This window comes from Halobaculum sp. CBA1158 (genome assembly GCF_021431925.1).
In the GTDB taxonomy this organism is placed as follows: Archaea; Halobacteriota; Halobacteria; order Halobacteriales; family Haloferacaceae; genus Halobaculum.
Window position 1 is genome coordinate 1,056,638 of the sequence record NZ_CP090371.1, and the last position, 21,908, is coordinate 1,078,545.

Here is a 21,908-nt window from a genome sequence, read left to right on the forward strand (position 1 = left end):
AGTACTCCGCCCGCTCCGGTCCTCACGCGCCACCGCCGGACGCGAGGGTTCAAATACTGAGCCGCGACCACACTCGGCGTGACCAGCGACCCCGGCGGCGACGCGGACGCGGATGCCGACAGCGACGCAGACGTCGATGTCGCCGCGGGGGCGGACGCGGATGCCGACAGCGACGCAGACGTCGATGTCGCCGCGGGGGCGGACGCGGGCGGCCCGGACGGGGTCGGCGCGGACGCGGTCCGTGCGAGTCTCCGCGCGCTCGCGTTGGATGACGCACCCGCCATCGGCGCGTCCGGCGGTGACGCCGACGCGGAGGGTGGAGACCGGAATCCGACGGTCGATCGGTCCCGGGTCGAGCAACGACGGCTCGTCGCCGACGCGGAGGCGGCGATGTCGAGCGTCGAGCGAGCCGCCGCGTTCGCCGACTCGGGCGGGTTCGACGGCGTCCGCGAACTCGTCGGCGACGGGACGGGCGTCGACGACACCCTCCGCCGGCGGGCCGAGCGCGTCCTCGACGGCCTCGCGGCGTACCGGACGGCACACCGCGAGGCCGTCGGAACGCGAGCCGTTCACTTCCACCCCGGTCACGACAGCCATATGCCGTGTGGGGAACAAGCCGGAGGCAATCGATGACGCGGATCATCCACACCGGCGACACCCACATCGGGTACCGTCAGTACCACTCGCCCGAGCGGCGAGCGGACTTCCTCGACGCCTTCGAGCAGGTGATCGCCGACGCCGTGGCCGACGGGGTCGGGGCGGTCGTCCACGCCGGCGACCTGTTCCACGACCGCCGACCCGACCTCCCCGACCTGCTCGGGGTGCTGTCGGCCCTCCGCGACCTCGACGACGCCGGGATCCCGTTTCTCGCCGTCGTCGGCAACCACGAGTCGACGCGCGGCGGGCAGTGGCTCGACCTGTTCGAGTCCCTCGGGCTCGCCACGCGCCTGGGCTCGGAGCCGACGGTGGTCGGCGACACGGCCTTCTACGGCCTCGATCACGTGCCGGAGAGCCAGCGCCACAAGTTGGAGTACGAGTTCGCGCCCCACGACGCCGACGCGGCGGCGCTGGTGGGCCACGGCCTGTTCGAGCCGTTCTCCTACGCCGACTGGGACACCGAGACGGTGCTCCGGGAGTCGACCGTCGACTTCGACGCGATGTTGCTGGGCGACAACCACGCGCCCGACACCGCGGAGGTCGACGGGACGTGGGTGACCTACTGCGGGTCGACCGAGCGCGCGTCCGCGAGCGAGCGCGACGGCCGCGGCTACAACCTCGTCTCGTTCGCCGGCGACGCCGACGGCGACGACGCGGTCGACGTCCGCCGGCGCGCGCTCGAGACGCGTCCGTTCGTGTTCGTCGACGCCGAACTCGGCCCCGAGGAGGGGATCGACCGCGTCCGCGACCGCGTCCGCGAGCACGGGGTCGAAGACGCGGTCGTGATCGTCGAGGTGACCGGGGAGGGGGACCCGATCGCCCCCGCCGCAGTCGAGGAGTTCGCCGCCGACCGGGGCGCGCTCGTCGCCCGCGTCACCGACCGCCGGGAGGTCGAGACCGACGAGGAACTGTCCGTCAACTTCGCCGATCCGGACGCGGCGGTCCGCGAGCGCGTCGCCGATCTCGGGCTGTCGACGGCCGCCCGCGACGTGGACGACGTGGTCCGCGGGGAACTGGCCGACTCGAACGTCCGCGAGGAGGTGAGGCGTCGGCTCGAGGAGCGCCTCGACGAGGGCGCGCTCGCCGACGCCGTCGCCGACAGCGCGGGCGACCCGGGCGACCCGGACGACGCGACCGGGGGTGGGGTGGACGCCCCCGGCGACGCGGCGGCCGGCGACTCGTCATCTGATCAGGACGGAGTCGACGCCGCCGACGAGAGCGCCGACGCCGCCGGTGACGGCCAGCTCACGCTGGGTGATTCGCGGTGAGGTTCGACCGGGTTCGGCTGCGGAACTTCAAGCCGTACGCCGACACCGACGTTCGGCTCTCCGACGGCGTCACCGTCATCCACGGCCTCAACGGCAGCGGGAAGTCGTCGCTGCTGGAGGCGTGCTTCTTCGCGCTGTACGGGTCGCGAGCGCTCGACGGGACGCTCGGCGACGTGGTGACCAACGGGGCCGAGGAGTGCGAGGTCGAACTGTGGTTCACCCACGACGGCCGTTCGTTCAGCATTCGCCGAGAGCTGAAGCGCTACGGCGACCAAATCCAGACGACGACGTGCACGCTCGACTCCGACGACGAGGAGACCCACCGCGAGGGAGCGCGGGAGGTCCGCGAGTTCGTGGCCGACCTGCTCCGCATGGACGCGGAGGCGTTCGTCAACTGCGCGTACGTCCGGCAGGGCGAGGTGAACAAGCTCATCAACGCCACGCCGTCCGACCGCCAGGACATGATCGACGACCTCCTCCAACTCGGCACGCTGGAGGAGTACCGCGACCGCGCCGGCGACGCCCGACTGGGCGTCGAGGACGTGTTATCGGAGCGCCGCGGCGCGCTGTCGAGCCTCGCCGACCAGATCGACGAGAAGGAGGCGAAGGACCTTCACGCACGGCTGAACGACCTGCGTTCGAAGCTCTCCGAGTTGGACGAGAACCGGGAGCACTACGAGCAGCAGAAGGCGAACGCCGAGTCGACCCGAGAGGAGGCCCGCGCTGTGCTCGACGAACAGGAGGACCGCCGAGAGGAGCTGTCGGAACTGGAGTCGGAGATCGAGGACCTGGAGGCGACGGTCCGCGAGGACGAGGCCGAGCGCGACCGCCTCGGCGACCGCGTCGCGGACCGGCGCGACCGGGTCGAGGAGCTGGAGGCGACCCTCGACGAGCAACTGGCGGGCGTCGCGGTCGACGACGCGAAGCCCGAGACCGTCGACGCCCGACGAGAGACGCTGGACGAGCGTGAGGCCGACCTGCGGGAGGAGCTGCAGGAGACGCGTTCGCAGAAGAACGCCTACGAGACGCAGGCCGAGCGACTCGCCGAGCGGGCCGAGGAGGCCGAGTCGCAGGCGGCCGAGAAGCGCGAGCGCGCCGCCGACCGCGAGGGCGACGCGGAGGCGGCCGCCGAGACGCTCGCCGAGCGCGAGGAGTCGCTGGCGGAGCTGGAGGCCGAGCGCGAGGAGCTGGAGGCCGTCTTCGACGACGCCCCCGTTGACATCGGTGAAGCGGCCTCTCACCGGGAGTCGGTTCGCGAGGATCTCGACGACGTGCAAGCGGAGATCCGCGAGACGAGCAACGATCTCGCGGCCGCGCGCTCGACCGTCGAGGAGGCCGAGCGACTGCTGGACGAGGGAAAGTGTCCCGAGTGCGGACAGCCGGTCGAGAGCTCTCCGCACGTCGACAGCCTCGAGGACGACCGCGAGCGCGTCGCGACCCTCGAGGCCGATCTCGAGGCCCTGAACGACCGGAAATCGGCGCTGGAGGAGTCGCTGTCGCACGCGGAGGAGCTGGTCGAGGCGGAGAACCGACTCGGGCAGATCGCCGACACTCGAGAGCTCGTCGAGGACGCGATCGAGGAGAAAGAGTCCGAGATCGAGGGGAACCGCGAGCGCGCTGCCGACCTGCGTACGGAGGCCGAGGAGCTGGAATCGACCGCCGAGCAGCGCCGTGAGGCGGCCGGGACGCAGACCGAGCGGGCCGAGGAAACGCGGGAGACCATCGAGGGGCTCGAGGCCGACCTCGAGGCGCTCGACGACGCTCGCGACCGCCTCGACGATCTGGCGTCGACGCGGGAGGCGCTCGACGAGGCCGAGGCCGACATCGAGCGACTATCCGAGAAGCGCGCCGAGGTCGCCGACAGGAACGAGGAGCGCCGGGAGTTCCTCGCCTCGAAGCGGTCCCGGCGTGACGACCTGCGGGAGGCGTTCGACGAGGAGCGCATCGAGGAGGCACGCGACCGCCTGTCGGAGGCGAACGACTACATCGAGCAGGTGAGCGAGACGCTGACGGAGTTGGCCGAGCGTCGCGACGAGCTCACCACCCGGATCGGCGGCATCGAGGCGGAGATCGACGAGTTGGAGGACCTCCGCGAGCGTCGCGACGACCTCGCCGCTCGCGTCGACGAGCTGGAGGCGCTCCACGAGGAGACCGAGGAACTGGAGGCGATGTACGGCGACCTCCGGGCCGAGCTTCGCCGCGCGAACGTCGAGAGCCTGGAGCGGATGCTCAACGAGACGTTCGAGCTGGTGTACGGCAACGACGCCTACTCGCACATCGAACTCGACGGCGAGTACGAACTCACCGTCTTCCAGAAGGACGGCGAGCCGCTCGACCCCGAGCAGCTCTCCGGGGGAGAACGCGCGCTGTTCAACCTCTCGCTGCGGTGTGCGATCTACCGCCTGCTCGCGGAGGGGATCGAGGGCGCGGCTCCGACGCCGCCGTTGATACTCGACGAGCCGACCGTCTTCCTCGACTCCGGCCACGTCTCTCGGCTGGCGGACCTGATCGAGGAGATGCGCGGATTCGGGGTCCGCCAGATCCTCATCGTCAGCCACGACGACGAACTGGTCGCCGCCGCAGACGAACTCGTCAGGGTCGAAAAGGACCCGACCTCGAACCGCTCGACGGTCGAACACGCGAGCGACCCGTCGCTGACGACCGTCGCGAGCGAACTGAACGCCGGCGAGTAGCGCGGCGGACGATCCGCTCGCTCGACGGTCCGATCGTTCGGCTACGCGCGGAACCGATCCACGACGGTCACCGCCTCGTCGGTCGGCTCGTAGCCGCGTTCGCCGGCGACGGTCGTCTCCGCGAGCAGGCCGGCCGCGCGGAACTCCGCGAGCACCCCGTGGAGGTCCGACTCGCAGAGGTCGTAGGAGTCGAGCAGCGTCCGGACCGACAGCGGACCGCGGTCGACGAACTCCACGAGCAGTCCGAGCGCGCGCTCGTCGCGACACGCCAACACCGCCCGACGCACGTCGTTCGAGACCCCGGTGGCGGCCGCCGACAGCGGTGACTCCCCCTCCGTCTGGAGCCGGTCGTTCGGGAGATGTCGCTCTTCGCCGGTGGCCGGGTCGCGAACGAGACTCGACTCCGACGAGCGTTTCACCAACAGATATCGGGTGCCGTCGGCGTCCCGGACGGACTGCATGAGCGAACGAAGCGCCCGAGTCCGAAAAGGCGTGTCGGTGGCCGGGCGGTCAGTCCTCCCCCGCTCGGACATCGCCCCCCGTCTCGGAGGCGTCGCCGTCGGGGTGAGCATCGATCGCGGCGTCATCGTCGGCGTCGCGCTCGGCTTCGGTCGGATCGTCGGCGTCGCCGACGCCGTCGATGTCGCGTCCGGCGTCCTCAGCACTCTCCGACCCGTCGGCGTCGCCGAAGCTGTCGCGACGCTCGAACGCCCGCACGGTCTGGTAGACGCGGATCCCGGCGAGCACGCCGACGGCGGTCGCGATTCCGCCCCAGCGCCAGTCCCCCCGAAACCAGATCAGCATCGGGCCCAGCGAGACGCCGAACAGGGCCACGTTCGCGTACAGCACGGCCGCCACGAAGTGTCGCTGGATCTCGGGGTCGACGCTCTCGGGGTCGGGAAGCGAGTCCGCGGGGTTGTCGACCGACGGGACGGTGACTCGGGGGCCCCGCTCCTCGGCCCCGGAGGCCTGCCGTTCGAGGTCGAACAGCTCGCCGTCCTCGTCGTCTCCGAGCACGACGGTCCGTATGCAAAGCGTCGCAAAAGGGTTGCCGGACCGCGAGCGGGCGGCGAGCGGTCCGTGGGTCGTTCGTGGTGGACGTGATCGGACGGCGGTCGATCCCGCGTGAGCGGAGAGCGACCTGTGAACGGTCGATCGTCGGGGGTCAGACGGCCTCGGTGAGGTTCACGGCCTCTCCCGCCTCGACCCACGCGAGGGGGTTCTCGGCGTCGTAGAACACCGTTCGCCCGTCGTCCTCGTACGCCTCGACCGTCTCGACGGCCTCCTCCGGGCGCGCGCCCGAGCGCTCCAACGGGGTATCGGTTGCGTGGGTCATCTCCGGCGCGTGGTATGTGATGGCATGGTATATGCCTTTCCGTGGCGGTGTTCCTCGCGTTCGTCGCCGAGATCGCGGGAATCGACCGCTGCGTCGGATGCCCTCGCGGCGGCGTCACGCACGGGTCCTACGCCGGGGCTCGCGACCGGCGGCTACGACTCCGGCAGCGCGAACGCGTACAGCATCGCCCCGAGTACCGCCGCGAGTCCCAGCGCCGTCGCGACGGTACGGGTCGTTCCCCAGCCCAGGAGCGCGCCGGCGACGAGTGCGGTCACGAACGCCCCCGTGGCCCCCGCGAGCGAGCGTCCGACTCTGCTGGATGGGAGCGTCATCTAACAGTAGTTGAAGTCGGTACACACCGCGTCGGCCGTAAGTCGATCGCTCCCCGGACTGCACGCGTTGCCGGCGAAGGCGGTGATAGCCGCACAGATAGCGGCGACGACCGCCCCGCAGGCGAGCGACCCGATACCGACCGTCGCGACGAGACAGATCGTTCCGACGGACACGCCACAGCCGACGGTACACGCCGTTCGGTACAGTTCCTTGCAGTCGCTGCAGCCGATGTCCACGTCCGGTACGTCTACATCCGGCACCTCCACCTGCGTGGTGAATCCCTCGCTCTCGTCCACGTCCCCGCCGAGTTCGAGCCGTTCGGTGTCGACCCCGTCGGAGTCGACCACGAAGCGCTCCACGGTGAGGGTCGGCCCGGAGGAGGGCGACCGGACGGTGACCTCTCCGTCGGACTCCTCGACGGTCCCCCGTACCCGGGCGCGCATCGCCTGGCTGGCGACGAGGTCGCCGTCCGGCGAGAGTTTCACGGCGAGGTCCGCGATCGGACCCTCCGGCCCCTCGACGGGGAACGAGGTGACGTAGCGGTTCGGCCCGCCGCGCCGCTTCACGTGGTACACGGACCCGTTCTCGGCCACCGTCGCGCCGTACTCCGCCGCGAAGTGGGTATCGTACCGTCCGAACGCGTCGGTCGTCCTCGCCTCGTCGGCGATCCGTGCCGCCCGCTCGCCGGTCACTTCCGTCACCCGTTCGTTGTGCGGTCCCTCGCCGCGGTCCGGGCGTTCGCCGCCCGCGTCCGCGCTCGCCAGTCCGCCGAGGCTCGCGGTCCCGAACAGCCCGGCCAGGAATTTCATGAACGGTCGCCGATCGGTGTTGCGGGCCTCCGTGGTCGCGGCCCACGCCTCCGCACAGCCGCCGCCGTCCTCGACCGCCTCGTCGATCGCGTCCCGATACGAGTCGATGTCCCGTTCGTCTCGCGACATGGGGATTGACGCAATCCATAATCAGTTATATTTTTCTTCTTCACCACGAAATTATTTTGAACTCGGCTCGCGATCGGTGTGCTCCCTGATGGATTACGTCCCGATCCGTCCCGTCCGAAAGGGAGGTTTTTACCAGCGAACGGCCAAGGCCCGGCAATGAGCGATTCGGAGACCTCCCTCGCCGATTTCATAGGCGGCGGGGAGGGCGACGCCGAGGCGGCAGACGACGGCGACCGCCCCGCCGCGGAGGCGGCCCACGTCGCCGGCGCGGGACAAGGGCGAGTGAGCGCGGTCGTCGACCGGGAGGACATCGTCGTGCCGGACTCGACCGGCACGGTCGAGTTCATGGTCACCGCCGTCGACTACACCGTCGAGGGGACCGGGACCGAGGAGTACCCCGTCGTCCACGTGTTCGGTCGCACCACCACCAACGAGCCCGAACACGTCCGCGTGCTCGGGACCGAGCCGTACTTCTACGTCCCGACGGTCGACATCGAGGGCCGGGAACTCGCCGACGAGTACGACGTGATCCTCGACGCTCGCGAGGAGGGACCCGACGGCGAGCGCTTCGAGTCGATCCGCGGGGAGCCGGTGACGAAGGTCGTCGCGCGCACGCCTCGCGACGTGGGACAGATCCGCGACGACTTCGAGCGCACCTACGAGGCGGACATCCTGTTCCCCAACCGATTCCTCATCGACCACGGCGTCACCTCCGGGCTGCGCGTCGAGGAGCGACGGCTCGACGCCCGCGACGGCGAGGACAGAGGCCGGCTGCAGGTCACCCCCGAGCACCTGGAACCCTGCGAGGCCGACGCCGATATCCGAGTGAGCACCTTCGACATCGAGGTCGACGACCGAAACGGCTTCCCCGAGGACGGCGAGGAGCCGATCGTCTGTCTCACCTCCCACGACTCCTACCGCGACGAGTACGTCGCGTGGCTGTACGACGCGCCCGTCGGCGGCGTCGACGCGCCCGCGGTCCTCGACGACTACGAACAGATCGGCGACCGCGACAGCGACGTCGAGGTCCGGACGTTCGCCGAGGAGGACGCGATGCTCGACGCGTTCCTCGAATACATTTCTAAAACGAACCCTGATATTTTGACGGGCTGGAACTTCGAGGACTTCGACGCGCCGTACCTCCTCGACCGCTGCGAGGCGCTCGACGGCGACACCGACTTCGACCTCTCGCCGGACCGCCTCTCGCGCGTGGACGAGACGTGGCGCTCCGGCTGGGGGGGTCCGGACGTGAAGGGCCGCGTCGTCTTCGACCTCCTGTACGCCTACCAGCGCACGCAGTTCTCCGAGTTGGAGTCGTACCGGCTCGACGCCGTCGGCGAACTCGAACTTGACGTGGGCAAGGAGCGCTACACCGGCGACATCGGCGACCTGTGGGAACAGGACCCGGAGCGGCTGCTGGAGTACAACGTCCGCGACGTGGAACTGTGCGTCGAGATCGACCGCAAGCAGGAGATCGTCGCGTTCTGGGACGACGCGCGCAAGTTCGTCGGCTGTCAACTGGAGGACGCGCCGACGCCCGGGGACGCGGTCGACATGTACGTTCTCCACAACGCCTTCGGCGACTTCGTCCTCCCGACGAAGGGTCAACAGGAGGGAGAGGACTTCGAGGGCGGGGCCGTCTTCGAGCCGATCTCGGGCGTCGAGGAAATGGTGTCGGTGCTGGACCTGAAGAGCCTGTACCCGATGTGCATGGTGACGATCAACGCCAGTCCCGAGACCATCGTCGAGGACCCCGACGCCTTCGACGGCGACACCTATCGCGCGCCAAACGGCACGCGGTTCCGCAAGGAGCCCGACGGCATGATGCGCGAGATGGTCGACGAACTGCTCACCGAACGCGAGCGACTGAAGGGCGAGCGCGACGAGCACGACCCCGGTTCGGACGCCTACGAGCAGTACGACCGGCAGCAGGCTGCGACGAAGGTGATCATGAACTGCTTCACGCCGGACACAGAGGTGCTTACGCCGGACGGTGTCCGTGATATCGCCGACCTCGACGTGGGCGAGGAAGTCTACTCGCTCGACCCGGAGACGTTGGAGATGGAGACAAAGCCGGTCGTCGAGACCCACGCGTACCCCGACTACCGCGACGAGCTGGTCGACATCGAGACGGACAAGATCGACTTCCGCGTCACACCGAACCACCGGATGCTCGTCCGGAAGACCGAGACGAACGGGGTCTCGTGGGACGAGGACGACTACCGGTTCGTCGAGGCTGGCGACCTCGATCGCGCTACGAACTATCAACTCCCCCACGACTGGTCGGGGCCGGACGGCGAGGATGTCGGCGATATCGACCTCACGCGCCTCCTTGACGGCGACTACGAGGTGTGGGCGAACAACGAGGTACACGGCCACACGCTCGCGGCGGAGCTCGGGTACTACCCGAAGAAAGTAGTCAGGAACGACCTCGGAACGACCGGATACGTGTTCTCAGCCGAGGAGTTCGAGGAGCACCGCGAGTACCTCGACAAGGTCTGCTCGGAGTTCTACGTCCACAGCGAGCCGAACCGAAAGTGGATCCCACGAACGTACGACGGCGACGACTTCCTCGACCTGCTGGCGTGGTACATCACGGAGGAGAACGTCTACACGTCTGAGGAGAAGCGGTTCGGTGAGAAACTCCGCGGCTCCGCGACGACCGTCAAGATCGCACAGAACGTCGCTCCGGACGGGGGTGAGTCGAGTCACGCCGCTATCGGCGACCTCCTCGACCGGATGGGATTCGACACGTACGCGGACGAGCGGGGATACCAGTTCACGTCGAAGCTCCTCGGTGAAGCGCTCAGAGAACTATGCGGCGCGGACAGCTTCGAGAAGCGGATTCCCGACTTCGTGTACGACGCGAGCCGCGAGCAGAAGCGACGGTTCCTCGACACGCTTGTCGCCGGCGACGGCGACCGACAGTCCGGGAACTCGTGGCGCTACACGACCTCCAGCGAGCGTCTTCGGGACGACGTGCTTCGGCTGTGTGCACATCTGGGCCTCACGGCGAACTACAACCACGACAGCGGGTCGTGGCGGATCTACTGTACGGAAGACTCGAAGAACACCCTTCGAATGCACCGCAGCGGGGGCACCAGCACGGCCGATGACGGGGTATACTGCGTTACCGTTGCAGACAACCACACCCTCCTCGCGGGCCGCAACGGACGGTTCCAGTTCGTCGGACAATCGCTGTACGGCGTTTCGGGATGGGATCGGTTCCGCCTGTACGACAAGGAGAACGCCGCCGCGATCACGGCGATGGGCCGTCGAGTGATCGAGTTCACCGAACAGGCGGTGGACGAACTTGATAGGAAAGTGACATATGGAGACACCGATTCGGTCATGCTGAGCCTAGACGATGTCTCCCCAGAGGACGTAGAGAACATCACGGTTCCCGAAGCGATGCCCGACGCGCATCCGGAGATGTCCGACCACGAACTCCTCCGGATCGCAGCCGTGATCCAGCTCTCGGAAGAGGTCGAGGACCACATCAACTCCCGGTACGACGACTTCGCGAGCGAGGAGCTCGACGCCGAGGAACACCGCTTCGAGATCGAGTTCGAGAAGCTGTACCGTCGGTTCTTCCAGGCGGGCAAGAAGAAGCGCTACGCCGGCCACATCGTCTGGAAGGAGGGCAAACACGTCGACGACATCGATATCACCGGGTTCGAGTACAAGCGCTCGGACATCGCGCCCGTCACCAAACGGGTCCAAAAGCGCGTCATCGAGATGATCGTCCACGGCGAGGACACCGAGGACATCACCGACTACCTCCACGAGGAGATCCAGAGCTTCCTCGACGGCGACGCCGACCTCGACGAGGTGGGGATCCCCGGCGGCATCGGCAAGCGCCTGGACGGGTACGAGACCGACACGGCCCAGGTCCGCGGCGCGAAGTACGCGAACCTCATGCTCGGCACGAACTTCCAGCGCGGCTCCAAACCCAAGCGGCTCTACTTAGAGAAGGTCCATCCCGACTTCTGGGCGCGGATGGAGGACGAGCACGGGCTGGACCCGCAGACCGACCCGCTGTACGGGGAGTTCAAGCGGGACCCCGACGTGATCTGCTTCGAGTACGCCGACGAGGTGCCCGAGGAGTTCTCCGTCGACTGGGACAAAATGCTCGACAAGACGCTGAAAGGACCGATCGCCCGGATCATCGAGGCCCTCGGGATGTCCTGGGAGGAGGTCAAAAGCGGCCAGGAACAGACCGGCCTCGGCAGCTTCATGTAGGAGGGTCGATACTCGACTCGAGAACGCTGGTTTCCGATCCGAAAAACGATTTTCCGTGCGAACGAATCGCATAGTGGCTGATGCGAAACCTTGATGCGTTGAACGACCCCATCACAGGGTAGAGGAGTACTCACGAACATGGCGACACTCGAACTTCAGAACCTCCAGGCGGAGGTCGCAGAGACGGGCGAAGAGATCCTCCGGGGCGTCGACCTCGAAGTGAAAAACGGCGAGATCCACGCGTTGATGGGTCCGAACGGATCCGGGAAGTCGACGACCGCGAAGGTCATCGCGGGGCACCCGGAGTACGAGGTCACCGGCGGCTCGGTGACGCTCACGCTCTCGGAGGCGGACGTGGCCGACATCGACGCCGACCTCGACGAGGAGGACCTCACCTGGGAGCTTCTGGACCTGGAGCCGAACGAGCGCGCCGCGCTCGGCATCTTCCTCGGCTTCCAGTACCCCGCGGAGATCGAGGGCGTGACGATGGTGAACTTCCTCCGACAGGCGCTCAACGCCAAGCGCGATGAGCGCGAGGAGCTGTTCGAGGACGACGACGAGGACGACGACGAGACCGAGACCGGCGACGAGGACGCCGGCTACGACACCTCTCCGATGGAGGGTCCCGCGGACGACGGCGACATCGGCGTCGCCGAGTTCCAGCAGCTCCTGAAGGAGAAGATGGAGCTGCTCGACATGGACGAGAAGTTCGCCGAGCGCTACCTCAACGCCGGCTTCTCCGGCGGCGAGAAGAAGCAAAACGAGGTGCTCCAGGCGGCCATTCTGGAGCCCTCGATCGCCGTGCTCGACGAGATCGACTCCGGGCTGGACATCGACCGCCTGCAGGACGTCTCGAAGGGTATCAACGCCCTCCGCGACGAGCAGGACACCGGCATCCTCCAGATCACCCACTACCAGCGCATCCTCGACTACGTCGAGCCGGACCACGTCCACGTGATGCTCGACGGCGAGATAGCCAAGTCCGGCGGCGCGGAGCTGGCCGAGAAGCTGGAGGACGAGGGGTACGACTGGGTTCGCGACGAAGTCTACGGCACGGCGTAATCTAATATGGTTACTGAACAGCCTAATGTGCACACGACCGTAAACACGATCAACACATGAGTTCCGAACAGAACCACCTGAAGGAGACCGACACCGAGGAGCGCTTCGACTTCAAGAAAGAGGAGAAGTCGGCGTTCCAGACCGAGAAGGGGCTGACCGAGGAGACGATCTACGCGATCTCCGAGGACAAGGACGAACCCGAGTGGATGTTGGAGCGTCGCCTGCGCGCGCTCGAGCAGTTCCAGGAGATGCCGATGCCGACCGATTGGCCGGGCCAGCCCGACCTCTCGGAGGTCGACATCGACGAGATCGTCCCGTACATCCGCCCCGACGTGGACGTCCGCGCGGGCGTCGACGACTGGACGGAGCTGCCCGACGAGATCAAAGACACCTTCGACAAGCTGGGCATCCCCGAGGCCGAAAAGAACGCCCTCTCGGGCGTCGGCGCGCAGTACGAGTCGGAGGTCGTCTACCAGAACATGCAGGAGCGCTGGGAGGAGAAGGGGGTCGTCTTCTGCAACATGGACCAGGCGGTCCAGGAGCACGAGGAGATCGTCCGCGAGCACTTCATGACGACGTGCGTCCCCCCGAGCGACAACAAGTTCGCCGCGCTTCACGGAGCCGTCTGGTCGGGCGGTTCGTTCGTGTACGTCCCCGAAGACGTCACCGTCGAGATGCCCGTGCAGGCGTACTTCCGGATGAACTCCGAGGGGATGGGCCAGTTCGAGCACACGCTCATCGTCGCCGAGGAGGGCTCGGAGGTCCACTACATCGAGGGCTGCTCCGCGCCGAAGTACTCCGCGTTCAACCTCCACTCCGGCGGCGTCGAGGTGTTCGTCGGCGAGGACGCCCACGTCCAGTACTCGACCGTCCAGAACTGGTCGAAGAACACGTACAACCTCAACACCAAGCGCGCGCTCGTCGAGAAGAACGGCCGGATGGAGTGGATATCCGGGTCGATGGGGTCGAAGGCGACGATGCTGTACCCCTCCTCGATCCTGAAGGGCCGCGGTGCCTCCGACAACCACATCACCATCGCCTTCGCGGGCGAGGGCCAGAACATCGACACCGGCGCGAAGGTGTACCACAACGCGCCGGACACGAAGTCGACCATCGAGTCCAAGTCGATCTCGAAGGACGGCGGCCGCACGAACTACCGCGGCCTCGTCCACATCGCCGACGGCGCGGAGGGCTCCTCGACGGCCGTCGAGTGTGACGCGCTGATGTTCGACAACGAGTCGACCTCCGACACCATGCCGTACATGGAGATCAACGAGTCGAAGGTCGACGTCGCCCACGAGGCGACCGTCGGGAAGATCGGCGACGAGGACGTGTTCTACCTGCAGTCGCGCGGCCTCGACGACGACGACGCCAAGCAGATGATCGTCTCGGGCTTCATCGAGCCGATCACGGAGGAACTGCCCATCGAGTACGCCGTCGAGCTCAACCGGCTCGTCGAACTGGAGATGGAGGGCTCGCTCGGGTAACCCCCAGCGCTCCGTCACCATCCACTCACCACACACAATGAGCACACAGCTACCCGCGAGCATCTCCGAGGAGACCGTCGAGACGATCTCCGCGGAGCGCGACGAACCGGACTGGCTCCGCCGGACGCGCCTCGACGCGCTGTCCGCGCTGGAGGAGCTAGAGATGCCGAGCGTCATCGAGACGCCCGGTCGCCGCTGGACCAACCTCGAGGACCTCGACTACGAGTCGATCGTCGACCCGCTGGACCAGCGCGACGAGACCGAGCGCGTCTCCGCCGAGGGCGCGGAGGTCCTGGACTTCGAGACCGCTCTCGAGGAACACCCCGAACTCGTCGAGGCCAACTTCGGCTCGGTCACCGACCCCGAGACGAACTACCTCACCGCGCTGTCGACGGCGCTGTTCACCACGGGCACGGTCATCTACGTCCCCGAGGGCGTCGACGCCGAGGACGTGAAGATCCGCGCGGAGATGAACAGCACCTCGCTGTTCAGCCACACGCTCGTCGTCGCCGAGGACAACGCCTCCGCGACGATCCTCGAGCGGATCTCCAACGGCGCGGACGTCGACGGGGACCGCTACTTCAGCAACCTCGTGGAGATCGTCACGGGCGAGAACGCGTACGTCCAGTACGGCTCGCTCCAGAACCTCGACGAGGACGTGTACGACTTCACGCTCAAGCGCGGCGAGGCCGCCAGGTACTCGACGATCAGCTGGATCGAGGGGAACATCGGCTCCCGACTCACCCGCTCGGACATCGAGACGGAGCTGAACGGCGACTCCTCGGAGACGAAGATCGTCGGCGCGTTCTTCGGCCACGACGATCAGCACTTCGACATCAACGCCCGCGTCTGGCACAACGGCGAACACACGACCGCCGACCTCGTCACCCGCGGCGTCCTCGACGACGAGGCGCGCTCGGTGTACGAGGGCGTCCAGGACGTCGGCCGCGACGCCTGGGACACCAGCTCCTACCAGCGCGAGAACACCCTGATGTTGAGCGACGAGTCCGAGGCCGACGCCTCGCCGAAGCTCATCATCCACAACCACGACACCGAGGCCTCGCACTCGGCGACCGTGGGCCAGGTCGACGCGGAGGACCTGTTCTACATGACCTCCCGGTCGATCCCGCAGAACACCGCGCGCAACATGCTCGTCGAGGGCTTCTTCGTCCCCGTCCTCGAGGAGGTCGAGGTCGACGAGCTGCGCGACGACATCGAGGACCTGATCGTCGCGCGCCTCGACTGAGGCCGCGGCGTCGACTCTCACTTCGTACGCGGATTTTCACGGTTTCGCCGCGTTGTACGAGGCTCCGCCTCTCCGCTCGACAGCGACCGCGTCGGCGACTCAGTCGCCGCGCTCGACGGTCTCCACGTCGAACGCGACGCCTGTCCCCTCCAGCCGGTCGATCAGCGGCAGTCCGATCCCCGACGCCGGGGTGAGCACGCCGCCGTCGTACGGGGACTCGACGTCTCCCCGGGCGAGACACACCGCCGACTCGCCGAGCATCCGACAGGTGGAGCCGTATCCGGGGTCGCGGTCCCCGCGGACCGTCGCCTCGACCGCGAACCCTCCGGGGTGGTCGTCGGACGCGCCCGTTCCGCGCAGGCGGACCGCGAAGGAACTGTCTTCGATAGTCTCCTCGTCGGGGCCGTCCCCCGGATCGGGGAAGACGTACCGGTCGAGGGCCCGCCGGAGCGGACCGATCGAGAGCGCACCCGCGAGCAGGCCCTGGCCGAGGGCGAGCGCGCCCGCGCGGACGGCACCGCCGACGCCGTCGCCGGTCGCGAGCGCCTCGCCGTACCGAAAGGCGTGGCCCCACGGGTGCTCGAGGAGCGCGTTCGAGCGGCTGACGACCGGCTCGTTGATCTGCGCCATGACGAACGGCGCGGTCCACGTGTCGAGGTCGCGGTCGTAGCCGACCCAGCGCTGGGGGCGGTCGGCCGGCGCGTCCCGACTCTCAGGGGGATCGAGCGGGCGCGGATCCGCGAGGATCCGGCGCACCTCGCGGTCCTCGTCGGCGGTCTCGTACAGCTCGACCATGCTGGCGATCGTGCCGCCGCTGAACGCGCCGCCGCGGATCGAGACCAGTCCGCGGACCTCCTCACACGGGGAGCCCAGGGTCTCCTCAGCGTGGGTCTGGAGCAGCAGCGTGCCGATGTCGCTCGGGACGGAGTCGAAGCCGCAGCCGTGGACGATCCGCGCGCCGGTCTCTCGGGCCCGTTCGTGGTGCTCGTCGATCGTCTGGCGCATCCAATGGACCTCGCCCGAGAGGTCGCAGTAGTCCGTTCCGTGCGCGACGCAGGCGGCGACCAACTCGGTGCCGTAGGTGGCGTAGGGACCGACGGTCGTACAGACGACGGCCGCGCGCTCTGCGATCGCGTCGAGGCTCCCCCGGTCGAACGCGTCGCCGACGAGGAGAGGGAGGTCGGCGAGGCCGTCGTCGCGGTCGGCGGCGTCGCGGTCCCCATCGTCGCGGCCGGCGTCGCCTCCTCGCTCCCCTGCGGCCACCTCGTCGCGGACGGCGGCGAGGCGCTCTCGGCTTCGACCCGCGAGGGCCCAGTCGAGGTCGCTCGCGCCGTAGCGGTCGGCGAGGTAGTCCGCGACGAGGCGACCGGTGAACCCCGTGGCACCCCAGAGGACGATGTCGTACTCGCGGTCGTGATCGGGCATGGTGTCGTCTCGGAGAACGGTCGGTTCCGGTATCAGCGTTGCCGCCGACGCGTCGCGGGCCGGTCCCGGCTCAGTCGTCGCTGAACACCGCGGTTCGCCCGGCCGATCGACCCAGTCTGACCAGGGCGGGCAGCGCCGCCAGCGCGAGGAGGAACTCGCTGCCGCCGGCGACGACGAACGCGGCCGTGAACCCGAAGCGGGCGGCGACCGCGCCGCCGACGAGCGCGCCGGCCAGGAAGCCGAGACTGCCGGCGGCGTTGAACCCCGCGACGGCCGCGCCGCGACCGGTCGGTCCGCCGAGGTCGACGACGAGCGCGAGCGTCGCCGGGGCCATCAGCGCGCCGAGCACGCCGACGACGACCATCGTCGCGGCGACGAGCGGCACGGTCGGCGCGAACCCGACGGCGACGACGACCAGCCCGAACACGGCCGACCCCGCGGCGACGGGGGCGACGCGGCCGACCCGGTCCGACAGCAGGCCGAACGGGTACTGAAGCAGCGCGAACGGCGCGAAGAAGGCCGCGAGCAACAGCCCGGTCGCGCCCGGTCCGAGGCCGAACTCCTGGCGGAAGTACAGCGTCCCGACGAGCGCGAAGAACCCCGCGTTGAGCCGGTCGACGAACGCGAAGGCGTACGGGACCGCCAGATCCCGTCGGTCACGCAGGCCCGCCAGCAGCGCGGCCAGTCCGCCGTGGTGTCGGTCGCCGTCGCCGGCGGCCTCGCCGTCTCGATCGCCCGGGTCGCCCGCGCGGCCGGGGACCCGATCCGGCGTCGCGAGCGCGCCGGCGGCGGCGACGGCCAGGAGGCCGCCGGCTGCGACGAGGGGGACGGTGGGACCGACCTCGAACAGCTGCCCTCCGAGCGGCGCGCCGGTCGCCGTGCCGAGACCGATGGCGATGCCGGCGACGCCCATGTTCCGGCCGTTGCCGCCGCCGCGGTCGGCGAGCGCGGAGATGGCGAGCGAGAGCGCCCCGACGGTCATCGCGCCCTGAAGCCCGCGCACGAACAGGGCGAGCACGAAGGCCGTCGAGAGCACGAGCGGTCGGGCGAAGGGGAGCGGTACGACGAGCGCACCGGGGACCGTCTCGGGGGGTGCGACGACGGGTAGCGCCGCCAGCGCGAAGTAGCCGACAGCGCCGCCGGCGGCGGCGACTGATACCAGCCGGCGTCGCTCGCCGAGGCGGTCCGACACGGTGCCCCACGGCCCCGCGAAGACCACGAACGCGGCGAACTCCGCGGCGAGAAACAGCGTCGGCGCGGCGAATCCCCGGCCGCCGAGCACCTCGGATAGCAGGTCGACGCCGGGGTACACGAGCGTCTGCGCCAGGAGGACCGCGTACACGACGAGCGCCAGCGCGATCCGGTCGCGCCGGTCGTCGGTCTGCCCGCCTCCGGCGTCGCCCGCGTCTGTCATCGGCAGCCCTTGGACCGGGGGTGGCTTGAGCGTTCGGCGTCGGGACGCCGAGGGGAAGGCTTACGGTCGCCGTCGTCCGAACATTCGTCGATGAACGTCGAACCGTGCGACGACCGGTCCGTCGACCCCGATCGCGGCGGTGATCGCCGATGAGCGTCGGGCAGCGGGTCGCGTCCGACCACCAGCTCGCGCGCCTGCTCCAGATCGGCGTCGTGCTGGAGGAGGTGGTCGAGGCGCGATCGACCCGTCACCATCGGGAACTGGACGGCGCGTTCGACGCCGAGATCGAGGCGTTGCTGACGGGGGCGGCCGAGGAGTCGGCCGACCACCGCCGACGGCTGGAGGAACTCATCGACGAACTGGACGCGGATTCCGTCTCCTACGAGGAGATCGAAGCGCTCGTCGAGGCGCAGTACGGACAGACGAAGCCCGAGGACTTCGACGGGCTGTTGTACGACCAGCTGTGTAACGAGGAGACCGCGTACAAGTTCTACGACGACCTCATCGCGGCGATCGAGGGGAGCGATTCGGAGTTCTCCGTCGACCGCGAGCGGGTGCTCGAGACGCTTCGAGGCATCCGCGCCGAGGAGGCCGAGGGCGTCGAGGAGATCACCGGAATCATGGAGCGCCGATAACGATGAACACCGCAGATCAGTACCTGAAGGCCATCTATCTGGTACAGGAGATGGAGGACGGCCCCGCCTCGACCGGCGCGGTCGCCGACGGCCTCGACGTGAGCCCCGCCTCCGCCAACGAGATGATCGGCAAACTCGAGGAGCGCGGGCTCGCCGAACACGAGAAGTACAAGGGCGTCTCGCTGACGGACGAGGGGATCGTTCGGGCGCGTGAGGCGCTCTCGAACTACTGCATCATCGAGCGCTTCCTCGCGAACGTCCTGGAGGTCGAGGAGTTCCGCGCGGAGGCGCGCTCGCTCGAGGCGGTCATCGACGACACCGTCGCCGAACGCCTCGACACGATCATCGATCGCTCCTCGGAGTGCCCCGACTGCTTCGACGCCGAGACGGACGCCTGCGAGTTCCTCGCCGAGGCCGAGCCCGAGAACCTGGCCGACTGAGGACCGCGGCGATCACGCCGAAGTCTTGGGATTCTCTGACACGCCCACGGCCGTCGTCACCGTCGCCACGGCCGCCGTAACTGTCTCCTGTGGGAAGGTCGGCGGTGTTAAGTGACGGGAGTCGGTAGAACGGTCCGAATGGGTGTTGGTGTGGCCAGTCGGCTCCGATCGCTCGTGGGGGCGAGCGAGGACCGACACGACTTCGAGTGTACGGCCTGCGGGTTCGGCTTCGACGCGAACAGACAGCAATGTCCGGAGTGCGGGGGGTTCGACATCCGTCGGGCGTAGCTCACCCCGGCGACGACCGCGACCGATCGGCGGTCCAGAAAGCAACTCTATTGTACGGCGGTCCAGTAGTAGTAGTAGACGCGCAGTCCCGTGGTGTAGTGGCCAATCATGAGGGCCTTTGGACGCGATCCGGCTCTGCCGGTTGCGGGAGACAGCCTTCGACGGCGGTTCGAATCCGCCCGGGACTATTCTGTCCGAGCGAAGCGAGGACGAATAGGCGCTCGGCGGATTCGAAGCAGGGAACGGAGCGAAGCGGAGTGACCGCGGTTCGAATCCGCCCGGGACTATTTTCGTCCGAGAAAACTGCCCGATTGAAGAGACTTCCACCCCGGATCGAGGAAGCCCAGACGTCCGGGACGGGGTAGAAGAGTTCGCCGGCGACGTTTTCACGCCGCGTTCCCTGCGACCGACCGTGACGCTCACCGTTCACGACATTCGCAACGGAATCCGGGGCGGCGTCGGTCGGTTCAAGCGCGAGACGACCGCGACGTTCACCAAGGAGGAGTTGGCGGCGCTGGGGGACGCGCTCGACGTTCCCCCGTCCCGGCGGTCGACGAACGAGGCGACGCGCGCGGCCGTCAGGGTCGCCGTCGGACTGGCCGAGTCGACCGACGAGGCCGACACGGGGAGCTTCTCGAAGCCGGAACTGGAGGCGATCGCCGACGCGCTCGGTGTCGAGCCCGTCGAGGGCGACGAGCCGGACCCGCTGTACTGACCGCGATTAGATGAACGAGACGGCGTACGCCAGCGACGAAAATACCATCAGGCCGACGAGCACGAGCGCGAGCACCTGTTGACGGTCCATGCCGCACACGCCGGTCCGAGGGATCAAACCTCCTTCGGTCGACGCGCGCTCACAGACTGAACAGCAGGTACGGGACGCCGAACAGCAGGAGCGTCATGACCGCGAGGATCGCGCCGTAGCCGGCGGCGGTGCCGACGGCCGCTCGGAACGACTCGTGTGTCACCGCGTCGAGGTCCATACCCGAGGCTCCGGCGGCGCGCACAAAACCGTTCCCCTCGTCGCCCGCGCGGTCGGGCGACCCCGCGTTCGATCCGTTCAAGCCGCCGGCAGCGCACGAACGCGTATGGGAACGCCGCTCGACTCGCGCGAGGCGCAGGTCGCGGAGGTGCTCGACAGGCTCTACGAGGAGTACCCCGACACGGACATCTCGCTGAACTTCTCGACGGAACTGGAGCTGCTGGTCGCGGTCGTCCTCTCGGCTCAATGTACCGACGAACGCGTCAACGACGTGTGCGAGGACCTCTTTGGGAAGTACCGGTCCGCGCAGGACTACGCCGAGGCCAGCGAGGACGAACTCGCCGACGACATCTACGGGATCACCTACCACAACAGCAAGGCGGGGTACCTGAAGGGTATCGGCGAGACCCTCGTCGCCGAGCACGACGGGGAGGTGCCCGACACCATGTCGGCGCTGCGGGACCTCCCGGGCGTCGGCCGCAAGACGGCGAACGTGGTGCTTCAGCACGCCCACGACGTGACCGAAGGGATCGTCGTCGACACGCACGTCCAGCGCATCTCGCGGCGGCTCGGACTCACCACCGAGGAGCGCCCCGAGGCGATCGAGTCCGACCTGATGGCCGTCGTCCCCGAGGACGACTGGCGGATGTTCACCCACCTGTTCATCAGCCACGGTCGAGCGACGTGCACGGCCCAGAACCCGGAGTGCGACGACTGCGTGCTCGCGGACGTCTGTCCGTCCGAACGCGGCGACGCCGCCGTCGATCTTGCCAGCGACGAGGCGTGGTGACGGCCGGGACCCGGGCCGGAACCGTCACGCCGTCACGCCGTCCGACCGTTCGACCGCCTCACGCGACGTACAGCCCGTAGTAGCGGTACACGCCGACGACGTACGCGAGCAGCCAGAACAGCACGTAGCCGAACACGCCGATCCGGAGGCGGCCCCGCCACGCACCCATGTTCTCGTGGAGGTCGTTCAGGCTCGTGTCCGGGTCGTTCACCTCGTAGAGGTCCGCGTCGCGCTTGACCTGGAAGATGCGGACGATCCCGGTGAGGCCGAACGCGAGCAGCGCGTACGCCTGTAGCCCGAGAAACGCGTGGAGCGCGGCGACCCCGCCGAACTGGTCGAACAGGCGGGGGATCATCCAGCCGACCACCGGAACCGTGTTGAGCACGAGGCCGGGCAGGATGACCCAGAGGTGACGCACCAGGCGGTCCCAGGTCACGTGGTCCTGGTCGCGCCCGACCATGATCCACGCGCCGTACAGGTAAAACGGGAAGCTCGCCGTCACCATCGCACCCGCGACCGTCGCCACCGTTCCCGCCGAGTACATCCGATCCCAGTTCCGGACGGCGTGTCCCTAAGCCCTCCGGACGACGTGTGCCCGATTTCCCCGGACGACGTGGCCCGATCTCTCGGGGCGGTGACCCACCGGACCGAACCCTCGGAGGGGGCCGCGCT

Annotated in this window: 21 protein-coding genes and 1 tRNA gene; 13 read left to right on the forward strand and 9 right to left on the reverse strand. The window is 68.4% G+C overall.

Annotated elements, in window-relative coordinates; translation table 11 throughout:
- Positions 1 to 78: 78 nt before the first annotated feature.
- From Hbl1158_RS05590 to rad50, 3 genes are read left to right on the forward strand one after another with little or no spacing between them, the layout of a single operon-like run.
- A complete protein-coding gene (locus Hbl1158_RS05590; protein WP_234299070.1) occupies positions 79 to 633 on the forward strand; it encodes a hypothetical protein in 555 nt (184 codons plus the stop codon).
- Positions 630 to 1,925: a DNA double-strand break repair protein Mre11 gene (gene mre11, locus Hbl1158_RS05595; RefSeq protein WP_234299071.1), complete on the forward strand. Its 1,296-nt coding sequence runs from the start codon at positions 630 to 632 to the stop codon at positions 1,923 to 1,925. Before Hbl1158_RS05590 ends, mre11 begins: the two co-directional genes overlap by 4 nt.
- Positions 1,922 to 4,618 (forward strand): DNA double-strand break repair ATPase Rad50, encoded by a 2,697-nt coding sequence (gene rad50, locus Hbl1158_RS05600; RefSeq protein ID WP_234299072.1) that lies wholly within the window; start codon positions 1,922 to 1,924, stop codon positions 4,616 to 4,618. The genes mre11 and rad50 overlap by 4 nt, the downstream gene beginning before the upstream one ends.
- A 41-nt stretch (positions 4,619 to 4,659) precedes the next feature.
- Here the strand turns inward: rad50 and Hbl1158_RS05605 are convergent, their stop codons facing one another.
- From Hbl1158_RS05605 to Hbl1158_RS05625, 5 genes are all read right to left on the reverse strand, one after another.
- Positions 4,660 to 5,079: a hypothetical protein gene (locus tag Hbl1158_RS05605; RefSeq protein ID WP_234299073.1), complete on the reverse strand. Its 420-nt coding sequence runs from the start codon at positions 5,077 to 5,079 to the stop codon at positions 4,660 to 4,662.
- 49 nt (positions 5,080 to 5,128) lie between these two features.
- Positions 5,129 to 5,635: a hypothetical protein gene (locus Hbl1158_RS05610; protein WP_234299074.1), complete on the reverse strand. Its 507-nt coding sequence runs from the start codon at positions 5,633 to 5,635 to the stop codon at positions 5,129 to 5,131.
- 148 nt (positions 5,636 to 5,783) lie between these two features.
- Entirely contained in the window at positions 5,784 to 5,954 is a 171-nt protein-coding gene (locus Hbl1158_RS05615; protein ID WP_234299075.1) for a hypothetical protein, read from the reverse strand.
- Positions 5,955 to 6,106: 152 nt separating this feature from the next.
- Positions 6,107 to 6,286 carry a hypothetical protein gene (locus Hbl1158_RS05620; protein ID WP_234299076.1) on the reverse strand — a complete coding sequence of 60 codons (180 nt, stop codon included), beginning with the start codon at positions 6,284 to 6,286 and terminating at the stop codon, positions 6,107 to 6,109.
- Positions 6,287 to 7,225: a halocin C8-like domain-containing protein gene (locus Hbl1158_RS05625; RefSeq protein WP_234299077.1), complete on the reverse strand. Its 939-nt coding sequence runs from the start codon at positions 7,223 to 7,225 to the stop codon at positions 6,287 to 6,289.
- A gap of 156 nt (positions 7,226 to 7,381) precedes the next feature.
- On the opposite strand from Hbl1158_RS05625, the gene Hbl1158_RS05630 reads away from it, so the two are divergent.
- The 4 genes from Hbl1158_RS05630 (at position 7,382) to sufD (ending at position 15,262) form a co-directional block, all read left to right on the forward strand.
- A complete protein-coding gene (locus Hbl1158_RS05630) occupies positions 7,382 to 11,467 on the forward strand; it encodes a DNA polymerase domain-containing protein (protein ID WP_234299078.1) in 4,086 nt (1,361 codons plus the stop codon).
- Positions 11,468 to 11,605: 138 nt separating this feature from the next.
- Positions 11,606 to 12,529 carry an ABC transporter ATP-binding protein gene (locus Hbl1158_RS05635; RefSeq protein WP_234299079.1) on the forward strand — a complete coding sequence of 308 codons (924 nt, stop codon included), beginning with the start codon at positions 11,606 to 11,608 and terminating at the stop codon, positions 12,527 to 12,529.
- Positions 12,530 to 12,585: 56 nt separating this feature from the next.
- Positions 12,586 to 14,016, forward strand: coding sequence for a Fe-S cluster assembly protein SufB (sufB, locus tag Hbl1158_RS05640; protein ID WP_234299080.1), 1,431 nt, complete (start codon positions 12,586 to 12,588; stop codon positions 14,014 to 14,016).
- Between the two features lie 37 nt (positions 14,017 to 14,053).
- On the forward strand, positions 14,054 to 15,262 hold the full coding sequence (gene sufD, locus Hbl1158_RS05645) for a Fe-S cluster assembly protein SufD (RefSeq protein ID WP_234299081.1): 1,209 nt from the start codon (positions 14,054 to 14,056) through the stop codon (positions 15,260 to 15,262).
- Between the two features lie 99 nt (positions 15,263 to 15,361).
- On the opposite strand, the gene Hbl1158_RS05650 is transcribed toward sufD, so the two are convergent.
- Together Hbl1158_RS05650 and Hbl1158_RS05655 are read right to left on the reverse strand one after the other, a co-directional pair.
- Positions 15,362 to 16,687 (reverse strand): saccharopine dehydrogenase NADP-binding domain-containing protein, encoded by a 1,326-nt coding sequence (locus tag Hbl1158_RS05650; protein WP_234299082.1) that lies wholly within the window; start codon positions 16,685 to 16,687, stop codon positions 15,362 to 15,364.
- 70 nt (positions 16,688 to 16,757) lie between these two features.
- Complete coding sequence (locus tag Hbl1158_RS05655) at positions 16,758 to 18,101, reverse strand: MFS transporter (RefSeq protein WP_234299083.1); 1,344 nt, start codon at positions 18,099 to 18,101, stop codon at positions 16,758 to 16,760.
- A 149-nt stretch (positions 18,102 to 18,250) separates the two neighbouring features.
- Between Hbl1158_RS05655 and Hbl1158_RS05660 the strand changes: the two genes are divergently transcribed.
- The 5 genes from Hbl1158_RS05660 to Hbl1158_RS05680 all read left to right on the forward strand — a co-directional run bounded on the left by Hbl1158_RS05660 (position 18,251) and on the right by Hbl1158_RS05680 (position 20,179).
- The gene (locus Hbl1158_RS05660) at positions 18,251 to 18,736 is read left to right on the forward strand and encodes a ferritin-like domain-containing protein (protein ID WP_234299084.1); all 486 of its coding nucleotides are present in this window, start codon (positions 18,251 to 18,253) and stop codon (positions 18,734 to 18,736) included.
- A gap of 2 nt (positions 18,737 to 18,738) precedes the next feature.
- Positions 18,739 to 19,176 (forward strand): metal-dependent transcriptional regulator, encoded by a 438-nt coding sequence (locus Hbl1158_RS05665; protein ID WP_234299085.1) that lies wholly within the window; start codon positions 18,739 to 18,741, stop codon positions 19,174 to 19,176.
- A gap of 150 nt (positions 19,177 to 19,326) precedes the next feature.
- Positions 19,327 to 19,464 carry a hypothetical protein gene (locus tag Hbl1158_RS05670; protein WP_234299086.1) on the forward strand — a complete coding sequence of 46 codons (138 nt, stop codon included), beginning with the start codon at positions 19,327 to 19,329 and terminating at the stop codon, positions 19,462 to 19,464.
- Positions 19,465 to 19,548: 84 nt separating this feature from the next.
- Positions 19,549 to 19,652 (forward strand) — tRNA-Gln (locus Hbl1158_RS05675).
- A gap of 224 nt (positions 19,653 to 19,876) precedes the next feature.
- A complete protein-coding gene (locus tag Hbl1158_RS05680; RefSeq protein WP_234299087.1) occupies positions 19,877 to 20,179 on the forward strand; it encodes a hypothetical protein in 303 nt (100 codons plus the stop codon).
- A 139-nt stretch (positions 20,180 to 20,318) separates the two neighbouring features.
- Here Hbl1158_RS05680 and Hbl1158_RS17150 read toward each other — a convergent pair whose 3' ends face one another.
- Positions 20,319 to 20,447: a hypothetical protein gene (locus Hbl1158_RS17150; RefSeq protein WP_255764186.1), complete on the reverse strand. Its 129-nt coding sequence runs from the start codon at positions 20,445 to 20,447 to the stop codon at positions 20,319 to 20,321.
- Between the two features lie 105 nt (positions 20,448 to 20,552).
- Between Hbl1158_RS17150 and nth the strand changes: the two genes are divergently transcribed.
- On the forward strand, positions 20,553 to 21,236 hold the full coding sequence (gene nth / locus Hbl1158_RS05685) for an endonuclease III (RefSeq protein ID WP_234299088.1): 684 nt from the start codon (positions 20,553 to 20,555) through the stop codon (positions 21,234 to 21,236).
- 58 nt (positions 21,237 to 21,294) lie between these two features.
- Here the strand turns inward: nth and Hbl1158_RS05690 are convergent, their stop codons facing one another.
- Positions 21,295 to 21,780 carry a hypothetical protein gene (locus Hbl1158_RS05690; protein WP_234299089.1) on the reverse strand — a complete coding sequence of 162 codons (486 nt, stop codon included), beginning with the start codon at positions 21,778 to 21,780 and terminating at the stop codon, positions 21,295 to 21,297.
- Positions 21,781 to 21,908: the final 128 nt, after the last annotated feature.